16 protein-coding genes and 1 pseudogene are annotated in these 15,530 nt (G+C 71.4%); 6 read left to right on the top strand and 11 right to left on the bottom strand.

Annotation, left to right across the window (positions count from 1 at the left end; genetic code table 11):
- Nucleotides 1-106: 106 nt before the first annotated feature.
- Nucleotides 107-802, bottom strand: a complete 696-nt coding sequence (locus IE177_RS06440) for a TerB family tellurite resistance protein (protein ID WP_190013758.1) — start codon at nucleotides 800-802, stop codon at nucleotides 107-109.
- Nucleotides 803-986: 184 nt separating this feature from the next.
- Nucleotides 987-2,708, bottom strand: a complete 1,722-nt coding sequence (leuA, locus tag IE177_RS06435) for a 2-isopropylmalate synthase (protein ID WP_190013757.1) — start codon at nucleotides 2,706-2,708, stop codon at nucleotides 987-989.
- A gap of 333 nt (nucleotides 2,709-3,041) precedes the next feature.
- Here leuA and IE177_RS06430 point away from each other — a divergent pair, with 333 nt between their 5' ends.
- Nucleotides 3,042-4,112: a M4 family metallopeptidase gene (locus tag IE177_RS06430; RefSeq protein ID WP_190013756.1), complete on the top strand. Its 1,071-nt coding sequence runs from the start codon at nucleotides 3,042-3,044 to the stop codon at nucleotides 4,110-4,112.
- Nucleotides 4,113-4,133: 21 nt separating this feature from the next.
- Entirely contained in the window at nucleotides 4,134-4,400 is a 267-nt protein-coding gene (locus IE177_RS06425; RefSeq protein WP_190013755.1) for a protealysin inhibitor emfourin, read from the top strand.
- Here the strand turns inward: IE177_RS06425 and IE177_RS06420 are convergent.
- On the bottom strand, nucleotides 4,397-4,951 hold the full coding sequence (locus IE177_RS06420; protein WP_190013754.1) for a GNAT family N-acetyltransferase: 555 nt from the start codon (nucleotides 4,949-4,951) through the stop codon (nucleotides 4,397-4,399). The genes IE177_RS06425 and IE177_RS06420 overlap by 4 nt on opposite strands.
- A gap of 86 nt (nucleotides 4,952-5,037) precedes the next feature.
- Here IE177_RS06420 and IE177_RS06415 point away from each other — a divergent pair, with 86 nt between their 5' ends.
- Nucleotides 5,038-6,351, top strand: a complete 1,314-nt coding sequence (locus IE177_RS06415; protein WP_190013753.1) for a GH1 family beta-glucosidase — start codon at nucleotides 5,038-5,040, stop codon at nucleotides 6,349-6,351.
- Between the two features lie 43 nt (nucleotides 6,352-6,394).
- Here IE177_RS06415 and era read toward each other — a convergent pair whose 3' ends face one another.
- Complete coding sequence (era, locus tag IE177_RS06410; protein WP_190013752.1) at nucleotides 6,395-7,348, bottom strand: GTPase Era; 954 nt, start codon at nucleotides 7,346-7,348, stop codon at nucleotides 6,395-6,397.
- Nucleotides 7,349-7,522: 174 nt separating this feature from the next.
- Between era and IE177_RS06405 the strand changes: the two genes are divergently transcribed.
- Nucleotides 7,523-8,833, top strand: coding sequence for an ammonium transporter (locus tag IE177_RS06405; RefSeq protein WP_190013751.1), 1,311 nt, complete (start codon nucleotides 7,523-7,525; stop codon nucleotides 8,831-8,833).
- Nucleotides 8,830-9,168, top strand: coding sequence for a P-II family nitrogen regulator (locus IE177_RS06400; RefSeq protein ID WP_190013750.1), 339 nt, complete (start codon nucleotides 8,830-8,832; stop codon nucleotides 9,166-9,168). The genes IE177_RS06405 and IE177_RS06400 overlap by 4 nt, the downstream gene beginning before the upstream one ends.
- Before the next feature lie 27 nt (nucleotides 9,169-9,195).
- Here IE177_RS06400 and IE177_RS06395 read toward each other — a convergent pair whose 3' ends face one another.
- A complete protein-coding gene (locus IE177_RS06395; RefSeq protein ID WP_190013749.1) occupies nucleotides 9,196-9,549 on the bottom strand; it encodes a cytidine deaminase in 354 nt (117 codons plus the stop codon).
- 28 nt (nucleotides 9,550-9,577) lie between these two features.
- On the bottom strand, nucleotides 9,578-10,399 hold the full coding sequence (locus IE177_RS06390) for a helix-turn-helix transcriptional regulator (RefSeq protein WP_190014118.1): 822 nt from the start codon (nucleotides 10,397-10,399) through the stop codon (nucleotides 9,578-9,580).
- A gap of 146 nt (nucleotides 10,400-10,545) precedes the next feature.
- Between IE177_RS06390 and IE177_RS06385 the strand changes: the two genes are divergently transcribed.
- The gene (locus IE177_RS06385) at nucleotides 10,546-11,967 is read left to right on the top strand and encodes an MFS transporter (RefSeq protein ID WP_190013748.1); all 1,422 of its coding nucleotides are present in this window, start codon (nucleotides 10,546-10,548) and stop codon (nucleotides 11,965-11,967) included.
- Here the strand turns inward: IE177_RS06385 and IE177_RS06380 are convergent.
- From IE177_RS06380 to IE177_RS06360, 5 genes and pseudogenes are all read right to left on the bottom strand, one after another.
- Nucleotides 11,952-12,173: pseudogene (locus IE177_RS06380) on the bottom strand (LD-carboxypeptidase); the annotation flags it as partial. The gene IE177_RS06385 and the pseudogene IE177_RS06380 sit on opposite strands and share 16 nt — an antisense overlap.
- Before the next feature lie 69 nt (nucleotides 12,174-12,242).
- A complete protein-coding gene (locus tag IE177_RS06375; protein WP_190013747.1) occupies nucleotides 12,243-12,602 on the bottom strand; it encodes an MmcQ/YjbR family DNA-binding protein in 360 nt (119 codons plus the stop codon).
- On the bottom strand, nucleotides 12,599-13,900 hold the full coding sequence (locus IE177_RS06370) for a hemolysin family protein (RefSeq protein WP_190013746.1): 1,302 nt from the start codon (nucleotides 13,898-13,900) through the stop codon (nucleotides 12,599-12,601). The genes IE177_RS06375 and IE177_RS06370 overlap by 4 nt, the downstream gene beginning before the upstream one ends.
- Before the next feature lie 9 nt (nucleotides 13,901-13,909).
- Nucleotides 13,910-14,407, bottom strand: a complete 498-nt coding sequence (ybeY, locus tag IE177_RS06365; protein WP_190013745.1) for an rRNA maturation RNase YbeY — start codon at nucleotides 14,405-14,407, stop codon at nucleotides 13,910-13,912.
- 12 nt (nucleotides 14,408-14,419) lie between these two features.
- Nucleotides 14,420-15,499 (bottom strand): PhoH family protein, encoded by a 1,080-nt coding sequence (locus IE177_RS06360; protein WP_190013744.1) that lies wholly within the window; start codon nucleotides 15,497-15,499, stop codon nucleotides 14,420-14,422.
- Between the last annotated feature and the right edge of the window lie 31 nt (nucleotides 15,500-15,530).

Genomic DNA, 15,530 nt, shown 5'->3' with positions numbered 1-15,530 from the left:
ACGTCCGGGGCGAGGAGAGGCAGGGTGACGAGGAGACGGCGGCTCGGCGGGGGCACGCCCTGACGGTCCCCGGATCCTCCGGGGCGTCCTTACCGCGTCCGGGTGATCAGGACGGTGTCCGTGCCGCCGCCAGCAGGCGGGTGACGTCGTCGGCGTGGAGGGTCAGGGCGGCGCCGATCGTGGTGAGGGCGTCGCGCTCGGCGGGGGTGTAGGGGCCGTCGGCCAGGGCGATGCGGGCGGCCTGGAGGAGGAGGGCCTCGCGGCCGGCGGGGGCGAGGTGCGGGGCGAGCGGGTCCAGGGCCTCGTGCAGTTCTATCGTCAGGCTCGCGCCGCACGGCTGCTCGAAGAACCGGCCGGTGTCGGCGGCGAGGGCGTCGACCAGGTCGGCCAGCTGCTCCTCGGTGCAGTCGTCGAAGCCCGCCGCGCGGACCGTGCCGGCGGCCGTCTCCAGGACCGTACGGGAGCAGGTGCCGCCCGCGGCGAGCACGGCGAGGGCGGCGGTGTGCACGGCGTCGCGCAGCATCGCGGAGAAGCGGCGGGTGGTGGGGTGGTCCAGGGCGTCGGTGCCGCAGTGCCGGCGGCAGGAGACGCACTCCACGACGGGTCCGGTCGCCCCGCGCGGCAGCACGGGGACGCCGAGCACGGTGAGGCGGCGGCGCCCGGTGAGCCGCTGGTAGTTGCGGTCGCCCCCGCAGCCGGTGCAGAAGAACTCGCCGTCTCCCACGGGTGTCCAGGCGATGCGAGTGCCCAGGATGCGCGCAGCCCAGGTGGCACGGTCGTCTCGTCCCCGTACTGGCAGCACGTCGCACCTCCGTAACGGCACGGCGGCATCGCCGCGCTGGCGTGATGTTAGCCACATCCCGGAGGCTGAGTCAGTACCCCGTACGAGACCTGTCCGTGATCTTCGGGGTGCGATGGCCGATACATGACGGTGCCCTGACCGCCGTACATGGCGGTCAGGGCGTCGAAAGTGCCGGTCAGCGGCGTCAGCGGGCGGCGCGGTTGACGGCGGAGACGACCGCCTTCAGCGACGCACGCGTCGTGTTCGCGTCGATGCCGATTCCCCACAGGACCTTGCCGTCGATCGCGCATTCGATGTAGGAGGCGGCCTGCGCGGAGGCGCCCTCGCTCATCGTGTGCTCCTGGTAGTCCAGCAGGCGTACGTCGACGCCGATGGACTGCAGGGCGTCGAAGAAGGCCGAGATCGGTCCGTTGCCGGAACCGGTCAGGACGGTGTCCTCGCCGTCGACCGTCGCCTCGACGGTGAGGGTGTCCACGCCGTCGGTGTCGGTGGTCGACTGGCCGGTCCTGACCTGGATGCGGCCCCACGGGTTGCCGGGGTTCGGCAGGTACTCGTCCTGGAAGACCGCCCAGATGTCCTTCGGCGTGATCTCGCCGCCCTCGGCGTCGGTCTTCGCCTGGATGATCCTGGAGAACTCGATCTGCATGCGGCGCGGCAGGTCCAGCTTGTGGTCGTTCTTCAGGACGTAGGAGACGCCGCCCTTGCCGGACTGGGAGTTGACCCGGATGACCGCCTCGTAGGAGCGGCCGACGTCCTTGGGGTCGATCGGCAGGTACGGCACCGCCCACTCGATGTCGTCGACCGTGACGCCCCTGGCCGCCGCGTCGGCCTCCATGGCGTCGAAGCCCTTCTTGATGGCGTCCTGGTGGGAGCCGGAGAAGGACGTGTAGACCAGGTCGCCCACGTACGGGTGGCGCGGGTGGACCTCCATCTGGTTGCAGTACTCCCACGTGCGACGGATCTCGTCGATGTCGGAGAAGTCGATCTGCGGGTCGACGCCCTGGGAGAACAGGTTCATGCCCAGGGTGACCAGGTCGACGTTGCCGGTGCGCTCGCCCTGGCCGAACAGGCAGCCCTCGACGCGGTCGGCGCCGGCCATCAGGGCCAGCTCGGCCGCCGCCACGGCCGTGCCGCGGTCGTTGTGCGGGTGGACGGACAGGCAGACGTACTCGCGGCGGGACAGGTTGCGGTGCATCCACTCGAACCGGTCGGCGTGCGTGGAGGGGGTCGAACGCTCCACCGTGGCGGGCAGGTTGAGGATGATCTCGCGGCCCGGCCCGGGCTGGTAGACGTCCATGACCGCCTCGCAGACCTCCAGCGCGAAGTCCAGCTCGGTGTCGGTGAAGATCTCCGGGGAGTACTGGTAGCCGAACTCCGTCTCCGGGCCCAGCAGCTTCTCGGCGTACTCCATCACCAGACGGGTGCCGTCGACGGCGATCTGCTTGATGTCGTCCTTGGAGCCGCGGAAGACGACCCGGCGGAACACCGGAGCCGTCGCGTTGTACAGGTGGACGGTGGCCCGGCGGGCGCCCTTCAGGGACTCGACCGTCCGCTCGATCAGGTCCTCGCGGGCCTGGGTGAGGACGGAGATCGTCACGTCCTCGGGGATCGCGCCCTCTTCCTCGATGATCGAGCGCACGAAGTCGAAGTCGGTCTGGCCGGACGCGGGGAAGCCGACCTCGATCTCCTTGTAGCCCATCTTGACCAGCTGGTCGAACATGCGGCGCTTGCGCTCGGGCGACATCGGGTCGATCAGGGCCTGGTTGCCGTCGCGCAGGTCGGTGGAGAGCCAGCGGGGGGCGGTCGTGACACGCCTGCCGGGCCAGGTGCGGTCCGGGATGTCGACCTGCTCGTAGCGGCCGTACTTGTGGATCGGCATGGAGGTGGGCTGCTGGCGGTTCGCCATGATGCGTAAGGCTCCTCTGGATGACCGGAAGGACGGCCGACGACGCAACGCCAAGCTCCGCGGGGAGGGGGTCGGCCTCGACTACAGGCCCTCGCCGCGGCAGCTAAGAAGAAGCAGCCCGTAACGCATGATGCTCCGCAGCCTAGCCGAGTCGTCACGGTCGAGGGGGTCCGTTCCAGTATGCGGGACCGGTGTCGCAAAATGGACAAAACGTGCGCTGCACCACATCCTCCTAGCACATCGTCACGCTGCGTGGCGCCTGCTGTCCCGGTATTTCACCAATCATGGTTGCGAGTAGTGACACGAGAGTCACGCAGTGCGATGGTGCGAGGCATGACGACCAACGGGGGCTCCCAGCCCGTCTTCTGCACGATCGTGCCGCCGCACGTCCTCGACCGGCTCGCCCGGGCCGAGGACCCCGCCCTCTCCGGACCCGCCCGCCGGTCCCTGGAGCACGACGCCTACCAGCGGACCAAGCGGCGCCTGACGACGGTGATCGGCGCGGCCGCCGTGGCCCCGCCCGCCGGCGCCGCCGCCGACCAGCCGCACCGCACCGTCTACGACGCGGAGCACACCCAGGACCTGCCCGGCACCAAGGTGCGGGAAGAGGGTGACGACGCCGGGCAGGACGCCAGCGTCAACCGGGCCTACGCGGGCCTCGGCGCCACCTTCGAGCTGTACCTGAAGGCGTACGGCCGGCACTCCATCGACGACAACGGGCTGCCGCTGGACGCCACCGTGCACTTCGGCGAGGGCTACGACAACGCCTTCTGGAACGGCGAGCAGATGGTGTTCGGCGACGGTGACGACGAGATCTTCCTCGACTTCACCATCCCGGTCGACGTCATCGGCCACGAGCTGACCCACGGCGTCACCCAGCACACCGCCAACCTGGCCTACTTCGGCCAGTCCGGCGCCCTCAACGAGTCGGTCTCCGACGTCTTCGGCTCGCTGATCAAGCAGTACACGCTCGGCCAGACCGCCGCCGAGGCCGACTGGCTGATCGGCGCCGGCCTGCTCGCCCCGCGCGTCACCGGCACCGCCCTGCGCTCCATGAAGGCGCCGGGCACGGCCTACGACGACGACGTGCTCGGCAAGGACCCGCAGCCGGCCAAGATGGAGGACTACGTCCGCACGGGCCGCGACAACGGCGGCGTGCACATCAACTCCGGCATCCCGAACCACGCCTTCTACCTGGCCGCCACCGCCCTCGGCGGCTACGCCTGGGAGAAGGCCGGCCAGATCTGGTACGACGTGCTGACGGGCGGCGGCCTCACGGAGGACGCGCTGTTCACCGACTTCGCGACGCTGACCGTGAAGGCGGCCCGGGAGCGGTACGGCGCCGGTGACGAACTCCAGGCCGTGAAGAAGGCGTGGGAACAGGTGGGGGTGCGGACGCTGTAGTTCCGTACTAGACAGGGACCCATGCGTATTCGAGTACGGCGCACGGGCGGGTTCGCGGGCATCGAGCGCCGGGCCGAGGTGGACACCGCGGGCCGGCCCGACGCCGACGAGTTGCGGTGCCTGGCCGAACGCGTCCTCGCGTCCGGCCGGGCGACCCCTGCGGCGGGTGTACCGGACGGCTTCCAGTACGAGATCACGGTGGACGGCAGCACGGTCCACACGGCCGACCCCCGACTGACCGAGGAACAGCGGGAGTTGATCTCCAGAGTGCTGAAGGAAGGGGCCTAGCGCGCCGTGGCGCCCTCCCACTCCTCGCGCAGGAGGCCGTAGAGGACCTCGTCGTACCACTCCCGGCCAACCCGGACGGCCTTGCGGCGCCGACCCTCCTCGACGAAGCCGAGGCGGCGGAAGGCCTTCATGGCGCGCTCGTTGCCGCTCCAGGTGTCCAGCTCGACCCGCCGCAGGTTGCGGGCCCCGAACAGGTGGTCCAGCAGCAGGGCCAGCGCCTCGGTGCCGTAGCCGCCGCCCCACCGGTCCCGCTCGCCGATGGTGATGCCGACGGTGGCCCGGCCGGTGAACGGGTCCGCGTCCCGGTAGTCGGCCATGCCGATCACGCGCCCGTCGACCCGTTCCTCGACGGTGAGGACGGCCCCGTCGCGCGGGTCCTCCAGGAGCCGCGCCTCGTGGAAGCGCTCCAGCGCCTCGCGGGTCACGGGGCCGAAGCGGGGCTGGCCGCCGGTGGCCCAGTGCACCACCTCCGGGTCGTTGCGCCAGCGCAGCTGGGCGTCCAGGTCCTCGGGGCGCAGGGCGCGGAGTCGTACGAGCTTGCCTTCGATCATCCGTTGATCATATGGATCTTCACCCTCAATGTCGTTTGCGTTCCCGGGCGTTGACTTCGGTTACCGCCGGTACGGATGATCCCGGCATGGCCACTGACGCGAGCGATCCGATACCGCGCTTCCCGGACGGCTTTCTGTGGGGCGTCTCGACCTCGGCGCACCAGATCGAGGGCGCCGCCGACCGGCGCGAGGCGTCCGTGTGGGACGTGTTCACGGCCGAGCCGGGGCGGGTGAAGGACGGCTCGACGGCCGCGGTGGCCTGCGACCACTACCACCGCTACCGGGAGGACGTGGCCCTCATCGCGGGCCTCGGCGTGGACGCGTACCGCTTCTCCATATCCTGGCCACGGGTCAACTCCCACGGCGGCCTGGACTTCTACGACCGTCTGGTGGACGAGCTGTGCGCGGCGGGCGTCCGGCCCGTGCCCACCCTCTTCCACTGGGACCTGCCCGCCACGCTGGACTGGCTCAGGCGGGACACGGCCGCCCGGTTCGCCGACCACGTGGCGGTGGTGGCCGAGCGGCTCGGCGACCGGGTGGCGAAGTGGATCACCCTCAACGAGCCCGCGGAGCACACCCTGTTCGGGCATGCGCTCGGCGCCCACGCCCCCGGCAGGCAGCTGCTCTTCGACGCCCTGCCGGTGGCCCACCACCAGCTCCTCGCCCACGGCCTCGCGGTACGGGCGCTGCGCGCGGCAGGGGCGCGGGACATCGGCATCGCCAACTCCCACGGGCCGACCTGGCCCGCCTCCGGGGAGCCGGCCGACCGGGAGGCCGCGGACTTCTACGACCTGCTCCTCAACCGCCTGTTCGCCGAGCCGGTCATCCTGGGCCGGTATCCCGACGGCATGGACGAGCTGATGCCCGGGGACGTGGCGGCGGACCTCGCCGTCATCGCCGAGCCCGTCGACTGGTACGGCGTCAACTACTACGCGCCGGCCCGGGTGGGGGCGCCCGTGGGCGGGGACACCGAGTACGGCGGTCTGACGCTGCCCCCCGGACTGCCCTTCTCGGTGCGGGACATCGAGGGCCGGCCCGTGACGGACTTCGGCTGGCCGGTCGTGCCGGAGGGGCTGACCGAGCTGCTGTGCGGCTTCCGCGAACGCTACGGCGACCGGCTCCCCCCGGTCGTGATCACCGAGAACGGCTGCTCCTACGCGGGCACCGACGACCACGACCGCATCGCCTACCTGGACGCCCACCTCCGCGCCCTGCACGCCGCGCTCAGGGCCGGGGTGGACGTGCGCGGCTACTTCGTGTGGTCCCTGATGGACAACTTCGAGTGGGCCGAGGGCTACGCGCGCCGCTTCGGCCTGGTGCACGTGGACTTCGCGACGCTGGAGCGGACGCCGAAGGCGTCGTACCACTGGTTCCGGGAAGTGCTGCGGTCCCAGGGATGAGTCCTCGGGGGCGGCCCCGCGGCGGTCCCCGCCCGCCCCGCGGTCAGAAGCCGAGCCGCCGCAGCTGCTTCGGGTCCCGCTGCCAGTCCTTCGCGACCTTGACGTGCAGGTCCAGGAAGACGGGCGTGCCCAGCAGCGCCTCGATGTGCTTGCGGGACTTGATGCCGACCTCCTTCAGGCGCTTGCCCTTGGGGCCGATGATGATGCCCTTCTGGCTCGGGCGCTCGATGTAGACGTTGGCGTGGATGTCCAGCAGCGGCCGGTCCGCCGGGCGGTCCTCGCGCGGGAGCATCTCCTCCACGACCACGGCGATGGAGTGCGGCAGCTCGTCGCGGACGCCCTCCAGAGCCGCCTCGCGGATGAGTTCCGCGATCATGACCTGCTCGGGCTCGTCGGTGAGGTCGCCCTCGGGGTAGAGCGCCGGGCCCTCCGGCAGCAGCGGGACGAGCAGGTCGGCCAGCAGGCCCACCTGCTTGTCGCCGACCGCCGACACCGGCACGATCTGCGCCCACTCGAAGCCCAGCTCCTTGCCCAGCTGGTCGATCGCGATCAGCTGCTCGGCGAGGGTCTTGGAGTCCACCAGGTCGGTCTTGGTGACGATGGCGATCTTCGGGGTCTTCCTGATCCCGGCCAGCTCCTTGGCGATGAAGCGGTCGCCCGGACCGATCTTCTCGTTCGCCGGCAGGCAGAAGCCGATCACGTCGACCTCGGCCCACGTCGTGCGGACGACGTCGTTGAGCCGCTCGCCGAGCAGCGTGCGCGGCTTGTGCAGCCCCGGGGTGTCCACCAGGATCAGCTGCGCGTCCGGGCGGTGCACGATGCCGCGCACCGTGTGCCGCGTCGTCTGCGGCTGGTTGGCGGTGATCGCCACCTTCTGCCCGACCAGAGCGTTCGTGAGGGTGGACTTGCCCGCGTTGGGACGGCCCACGAAGCAGGCGAAGCCGGCGCGGTGGGCGGACTCGGCCGGCTGTTCGGATGACTGGGTACGAACGCTCATGGCGACCATTGTCCCTGATCCACGAAGCCGCGCCGCACCGGCGGCGGCCACCGTCCCTCCGCGTGAGCTTCCGGAAACCCGCCCGCAACGAAACGTCACGGAAACACACCCGTACGCGACCGGAAACCCGTACCGGTGAACCTCTGACGAGCCCCCACACCGCTGGAGACGCCCGTGACCCTCGCCGCAGCCCATGTGAACACCGGTGACACCGCCTGGCTGCTCGCCGCCACCGCCCTCGTCCTGCTGATGACCCCGGGTCTGGCCCTCTTCTACGGCGGCATGGTCCGCGCCAAGAGCGTCCTCAACATGCTGATGATGAGCTTCGTGTCGATCGCCCTGGTCACGGTGGTGTGGCTGGCGGCCGGCTACTCGCTCGCCTTCGGGGACGACGCGTTCGCCGGGCTCATCGGCGGCCTGGGCCACTCCGGGATGAGCGGCCTCGGCCCGGCGAGCGTGCACGGCTCGGTCCCCACCCTGCTCTTCGCCACCTTCCAGCTGACCTTCGCGATCGTCACGGCCGCGCTGATCAGCGGTGCCGTCGCCGACCGGACCAGCTTCTCGGCCTGGCTGGTCTTCGTCCCGGTGTGGACCCTGCTCGTATACGTCCCGGTCACCCACTGGGTATGGGGCCCGGGCGGCTGGATCGTGGACCGGCTCGGCGCCCTCGACTTCGCCGGCGGTCTGCCCGTCGAGATCACCTCCGGCGCCTCCGGACTCGCCCTGTGCCTGGTGCTCGGCCCCCGCCTGGGATTCAAGAAGGACGCCATGCGGCCGCACAACCTGCCCATGGTGGTCCTCGGCGCCGGTCTGCTCTGGTTCGGCTGGTTCGGATTCAACGCGGGCTCCGCGCTCGGCGCGAACGGCCTCGCCGCCGCCGCGTTCCTCAACACCCTCGCCGCCGGCTGCACCGGCCTGCTCGGCTGGCTCTTCGTCGAGCAGAAGCGCGACGGCCACCCGACCACCCTGGGCGCGGCCTCCGGCGCGGTGGCCGGCCTGGTCGCGATCACCCCGTCCTGCGGCACGGTGTCCCTGCTCGGCGCGCTGGCCGTCGGCCTCGCCGCCGGTGTCGTCTGCTCCTACGCGGTCGGCTGGAAGTTCCGGCTGAACTACGACGACTCCCTCGACGTCGTCGGCGTCCACCTGGTCGGCGGCGTCATCGGCACCCTGCTGATCGGCCTGTTCGCCGAGAAGGCGATGACCGGCGGCACGGAGGGCCTGCTCTACGGCGGCGGACTCGCCCCGCTCGGCAAGCAGCTCCTCGCCGTGGTGGTCGTGGCGGCGTACGCCTTCACGGTGACGTACGGCCTCGGGAAGCTGATCGACAGGGCCCTGGGCTTCCGCGCCGGCGAGGAGCAGGAGCACACCGGCCTGGACCTTACGGTGCACGCCGAGACGGCCTACGATCACGGAGTCCTGGGCCACGGCGCCCCGGTCTCGCACTCCGCCCTCCCCACCGCCCAGAAGGTCAAGACGCAGGCATGAAGCTCATCACCGCGATCGTCAAGCCGTTCCGCCTCGACGAGGTCAAGACGGCCCTGCAGGAGCTGGGCGTGCACGGTCTGACCGTCACCGAGGCGAGCGGCTACGGCCGGCAGCGCGGCCACACCGAGGTGTACCGGGGCGCCGAGTACCGGGTCGACCTGGTGCCGAAGGCGCGCATCGAGGTCGTGGTGGAGGACGCGGTGGCGGAGGACGTGATCGACGCGATCGTCAGGGCCGCGCAGACGGGGAAGATCGGGGACGGGAAGGTGTGGGCCGTCCCGGTGGAGACGGTCGTGCGGGTGCGCACCGGCGAGCGCGGCCCCGACGCGCTCTGACCGGCGCCGCCCCGTCCCCTCCGCGGATCAGCCCGCGGAGACGGTGAGCCGCACGGTGCCGTCGGCGCCGGCGAGCAGCACCGGCGTCCCCGCGCCACCGAGGTCCGCGACGGCGGCCAGGTCCTCCGCCGGCACCGACTCCGCGTCGCTCACCACCGCCGCCGCCTCCAGGGACGTGGCGCCCGACGCGACGGCCATGGCGACGGCGGTCCGCAGCGCGCTCAGCTTCAGCGAGGCCAGCTCCACCGACCCGGCGGTGTAGGTGCGTCCCGTCTCGTCCCGTACGGCCGCCCCCTCGGGTACACCGTTGCGGGCCCGCACCGAGCGGGCCAGGGTGACGATCTTGCGGTCCTCGGCGTCCAGCGCGTTGCTCTCGGTCATGCCCCGAGCATACGGAGCCACGGCAGGCTCACCCCGCCACGGGGTACATGGCGCCGCGCCGCCCCTCCGGGGAGGCCAGCCACTCCAGCTTCGCCGCGGTGTTCGCCTCGTCCAGCGGCGTGTGCAGCACGATCATGAGATCGGGCCGGGCCGGCACCTTCATCACCGTGGACTCCACCGCCAGCAGCCCGACCAGCGGGTGTTCCAGCTCCTTGCGGACCTGCCCCTGGTCCTCGATGTCCCGCTCGGCCCACAGCGCCACGAACTCGGGGCTGCGCGCGGACACTTCGGCGAGCACCGCCCGGAACCCCTCGTCGTCCGGCCGGGCCGCGCACGCGGCCCGGAACTGTGCCACGACCGTCCGCGCGTTCCGCTCCCAGCTGTGGCTGCGCGAGCGGTACAGCGGGTCGACGAAGAAGTCGACGAGGCAGTTCTGGGTGATGTCCGGCCGCATGCCGAGCACGATCGCCGCCGCGTCGTTGTACATCACGCAGTTGTAGTACAGGTCCATGATGTGGGCCGGGTACGGCATCCAGGTGTCGATCAGCCGCCGCAGCCCGTCGCACATGTCCCGCTTATCCGGAGCCACCTGGGGCGCGGGCGGGTTCATTCCGGCCAGCAGGTACAGGTGCCGGCGCTCGGCGTCGCTGAGCCGGAGCACCCGGGCGACGGCGTCGAGGACCTGCGGGGAGACGGAGATGTCCCGGCCCTGTTCCAGCCACTGGTACCAGGAGGCGCCCACCCCGGCGAGCACGGCGACCTCCTCGCGGCGCAGCCCGGGCGTGCGGCGCCGGCCCCCGCCGCCCGGCAGGCCGGCCTCCTCGGGGCTGACCCGGGCCCGCCGGCTCATCAGGAACTCCCGCAGTTCGTTGCGCCGTTGACTCGTCACCGCCTGCGCAGCAGCCACGTACCGCCTCCCCCGTCGTGTCTGGTGGTGCCACCACCACCATAAGTTCCGACTCCCCACCCGTATTCCGCGCGCCCGAAGCTCGGGGCATGGCGATCGACACCACCACCCCACCCACCGCCCTCGCGGACGAACTGCCCGGCGCCCCCCGGCTGTCGACGCGTGACCGGCTCGTCCTCTTCGTGCTGTGCGCGGCCCAGTTCATGGTCGCGCTGGACTTCTCCGTGCTCAACGTGGCCCTGCCGAAGCTCGGTGACGACCTCGGCATGAGCCGCTCCGCCCTGCAGTGGGCGGTCACCGCGTTCGCGCTGCCCTCCGGCGGCTTCCTGCTGCTGTTCGGCCGCATCGGCGACCTGTACGGCCGCCGCAGGCTGTTCCTGGCCGGCCTGACCCTGTTCGGCGCGGCCTCGCTGCTCGCGACGCTGGCCTGGGACCCGGCGTCCTTCCTCGCCGGGCGCGCCCTGCAGGGCCTCGGCGCCGCGGCGATCGTCCCGACGGGCATGTCCCTGCTGACCACCACCTTCCCGGAGGGCCCGGCCCGCGACCGTGCGCTCGGCATCTCCGGCACCCTGCTGTCGCTGGGCTTCACGGTCGGCATGGTGGCCGGCGGTGTGCTGACGGACGCGCTCGGCTGGCGCTCCACGATGGCCCTGCTCACGGTGTTCGCGCTGGTCGTGCTGCCGCTGGCGCCGGGCCTGCTGCCGGAGTCCCGCACCCCGCACCGCCCCCGGCTGGACGTGCCCGGCGCGGTCACCGTCACCGCCGGCCTGCTGTCGCTGATCTACGCCCTGTCCACGGCCGCCGACCACGGCTTCGGCCGCGCCGACGTCCTCACCGCGCTCGTCGCCGGCCTCCTGCTGCTGGCCGCGTTCACGGTGGTGGAGTCCCGCTCGGCGGCCCCCCTGGTGTCGCTGCCCATGCTGCGCCGCCGCACGGTGGCGTGGGGCAACCTGGGCGGTCTGGTCACCTTCTCGATGATGTCGACGGTGGTCTTCGTCCTGACGCTCTACCTCCAGGAGATCCTGCGCCTGTCGGCCTTCGAGACGGGCCTGGTCTTCGGCGTCCAGGGCGTGCTGTCGGTCGTCGCCGGCACGGCGGCCCCGAAGGTCATCGGCCGCTTCGGCGCCCGCCGCACCCTGGCCGGCTCGCTGGCCGGGCAGGGCGCGCTGGTCGCACCGCTGGTGCTGCTGGACGCCCACTCCTGGTCGGTCTGGCTCGCCACGGCCGCCGTGTCCCTGGCGAGCATGTGCCACCTGGGCGCGATCATCTCCTACGGCCTGACCGTCACCTCGGGCGTCCCGGACGAGGAGCAGGGCCTGGCGACCGGCCTGGTGACCTCCACCCAGCAGGTCGGCATCACGGTGGGCATCCCGCTGCTCGGCGTGCTGGCCACCACCTCCGGCCCCCTGCTGCCGGGCGTCCGCACGGTCCTCGCGCTGGACGCGGCGATCGTCCTCGCCACCGCCGTCCTGGTCGCACTGGGCCTGCGCCGGGGTCAGTCCAGGGTCTGAACGATCGCGCTCCGCGCGGCCGTGTGCACCACGCGGCCGCGCGCGCCGTTGACCAGGGGCAGGTAGGGCGCCACGTGCCCGCACTCGATCCCGGCGGCGATCGGCGCGCCCAGCGGGCCGAGCGCGTCGAGGACGGCCTCGTGCTGGGTGAGGGTGGGGCTGTCGGGGGCGTTGGCGCGGCCGGCGAGGACGGCCCGGTCGAAGAACCTTCCAGCCGCCTCATGCACCGGTGTCCCACCGGAGGCGGGCCTGTCCCGGCAACGGGTTCACGGCTGCTACGGCCGGTCCAGGCGCAGCCGCTCCGCCCTCGGCAGCCCGGCGACGACGAGGTCGTACGAGTCCTCGATCAGCTCCTTCACGAGCCGGTCCGGCAGGCCGCCGTCCACCGTGACGGTGTTCCAGTGCCGCTTGTTCATGTGCCAGCCGGGCACGACCAGTCCCTCGTGGTCGGCCCGGAGCCGGGCGGCGTCGTCCGGGTCGCACTTGAGGTTGACCGTCAGGGGCCGCGCGTCCAGGGCCGTGAGGGCGAACATCTTCCCCAGCACCTTGAAGACGGACGTCTCCGGGTTGAACGGGAAGTCCTCCACGGCCGCGTTGAAGGACAGGCAGAAGGCGCGCAGCTCCTTCGGGGTCATTCGGCCCGCTCCTCCTCGGCGACGGCCACGGGGACCGGTTCCACCAGTACCGTGACGATCTTGTTCCGGCGGCCGGCCGCCGCCTCCGCCGTCAGCCTCAGCCTGCGTCCGTCGGGCAGTTCGACCTGCGCGGAGGCGCCGGCGATGGGCACGCGGCCCAGGGCCTTGGCGAGCAGTCCGCCGACGGTCTCCACGTCCTCGTCGTCGTACTCCTCCAGGCCGTACAGCTCGCCGAGGTCGGTGATGTCCAGGCGCGCGGTGACCCGGTGGCGGTCGTCGCCGAGGTCCTCGACCGGCGGGAGTTCCCGGTCGTACTCGTCGGTGATCTCGCCGACGATCTCCTCCAGGATGTCCTCGATGGTGACGATGCCGGCGGTGCCGCCGTACTCGTCGATGACGACGGCGACGTGGTTGCGTTCCTTCTGCATCTCGCGCAGCAGGTCGCCGGCGTTCTTGGTGTCGGGCACGAAGACGGCCGGGCGCATGGCCGTGGACACCAGGTCGTTCTCGGCGTCGCGGCTGATGTGCGTCTTGCGGACCAGGTCCTTGAGGTAGACGATCCCGACGATGTCGTCCTCGCTCTCCCCGGTGACCGGGATGCGGGAGAAGCCGGAGCGCAGGGCGAGGGTGAGGGCCTGCCGGATGGTCTTGTACCGCTCGATGACGACGAGGTCGGTGCGCGGCACCATGACCTCGCGCACGAGGGTGTCCCCCAGCTCGAACACCGAGTGCACCATGCGGCGCTCCTCGTCCTCGATCAGGGACTCCTGCTCGGCGAGGTCGACCAGCGCGCGCAGCTCCGCCTCGGAGGCGAACGGGCCGCGGCGGAAGCCCTTGCCGGGGGTGAGCGCGTTGCCGATGAGGATCAGCAGCGACGGGATCGGGCCCATGATCCGGGCCAGCGGCAGCAGCACGTACGCGGCCGCCGTCGCCGTGTTCAGCGGGTGCTGGCGGCCGATGGTGCGCGGGGAGACGCCGACGGCGACGTACGACACGAGGACCATCACGCCGATGGCGACGAGCAGCGCCTGCCAGGTGGCGTCGAACTCCTGCAGGCAGGCGTACGTCACCATGGCCGCGGCGGCCATCTCGCAGGCGACGCGGACCAGCAGGGCCACGTTGAGGTAGCGGGTCGGGTCCGCGGCGACCTGGGCGAGCCTGGCGCTGCCGCGCCGGCCGGACTTGACGGCCTCCTCGGCCCGGAAGCTGGAGACGCGGGCCAGGCCCGCCTCCGCGCAGGCGGCGAGCCAGGCGACGACGACCAGCGCGATCGCGCCGACCACGATCTGCGGAGACATGCGGCCCGCTTACGAGACGGTCGGCGCCGGCGACGGCCCGGTCAGGCCGTGCTCGGCCCGCCACCCGTCGACGATGGCGGCCTGGAGCCCGAACATCTCGGCCTTCTCGTCGGGCTCCTCGTGGTCGTAGCCGAGCAGGTGCAGCACGCCGTGGACGGTGAGCAGCTGGAGCTCCTCGTCCATGGAGTGCCGCGTGGGCGCTTCCTCCCCCTGCTTCCTGGCGACCTCCGGGCACAGCACGATGTCGCCGAGCAGCCCCTGCGGCGGCTCGTCGTCGTCCTTGGACGGCGGCCGCAGCTCGTCCATCGGGAACGACATGACATCGGTGGGCCCGGGCAGGTCCATCCACTGGACGTGCAGCTGCGCCATGGCGTCGGCGTCCACGACGATCACCGAGAGCTCGGAGAGCGGGTGGATGCGCATCCGTGCGAGCGCGTAGCGGGCGATGTCGAGGATCGCCTGCTCGTCGACCTCGGTGCCGGACTCGTTGTTGACGTCGATCGACATGGTCGTGCTGGTCTACTTCCCCTTGGGAGCCTTGGCGCCGGTCCTGCCACGGCCGCCCTTGTGGGCGCCGTTCTCCGTGCCGTGCTTGCTGTCGTACAACTCGTACGCGTCGACGATACGGCCCACCAGCTTGTGCCGTACGACATCGTGGGACGACAGCCGGGAGAAGTGGACGTCCTCGACGCCCTCCAGGATCTCCTGCACCTGCCGCAGACCGCTCTTGGTGCCGTTCGGCAGGTCGACCTGCGTCACGTCACCCGTGATCACGATCTTCGAGTCGAAACCGAGGCGGGTGAGGAACATCTTCATCTGCTCGGGGGAGGTGTTCTGGGCCTCGTCGAGGATGATGAAGGCGTCGTTGAGCGTACGGCCGCGCATGTAGGCGAGCGGCGCGACCTCGATCGTCCCGGCCGCCATCAGCCGCGGGATCGAGTCGGGGTCGAGCATGTCGTGCAGCGCGTCGTACAGCGGGCGCAGGTAGGGGTCGATCTTCTCGTAGAGCGTGCCGGGCAGGAAGCCGAGCCGCTCGCCCGCCTCGACCGCGGGGCGGGTCAGGATGATGCGGTTGACCTGCTTGGACTGCAGGGCCTGCACGGCCTTGGCCATGGCCAGGTAGGTCTTGCCGGTGCCCGCGGGGCCTATGCCGAAGACGACCGTGTGCTTGTCGATCGCGTCGACGTACCGCTTCTGGTTGAGCGTCTTGGGGCGGATCGTGCGGCCGCGCGAGGACAGGATGTTCTGCGTCAGTACCTCGGCCGGCGTCTCCGGTCCGTCGCCCTCGCCGTTCTCGCTCGCCCTGAGCATGGCGATCGAGCGTTCCACTGCGTCCTCCGTCATCGGCTGTCCGGTGCGGAGCACCAGCATCATCTCCGCGAACAGGCGCTGGATCACGGCGATGTCCGCCGGGGCGCCGACCGCGCTGATCTCGTTGCCCCGGACGTGTATGTCGGCCGCCGGGAAGGCCCTCTCGATCACGCGCAGCAGGGAGTCCCCGGAACCGAGCACCATCACCATGGGGTGTTGGGCGGGGACCGTGATCTGTGCCGTCGCCTGCCCCTGCGCGGGGGTGTGAGCTGTGGGTGTCTGAGTCATGGGCCGGCGCTGAAGGCCTGCGGTTCCTCCT

The organism is Streptomyces lucensis JCM 4490 (genome assembly GCF_014650035.1).
GTDB classification, from domain to species: Bacteria; Actinomycetota; Actinomycetes; order Streptomycetales; family Streptomycetaceae; genus Streptomyces; species Streptomyces lucensis.
The sequence above is the reverse complement of the archived record's forward strand: the minus strand, read 5'-3'. Positions and strand labels throughout refer to the sequence as shown.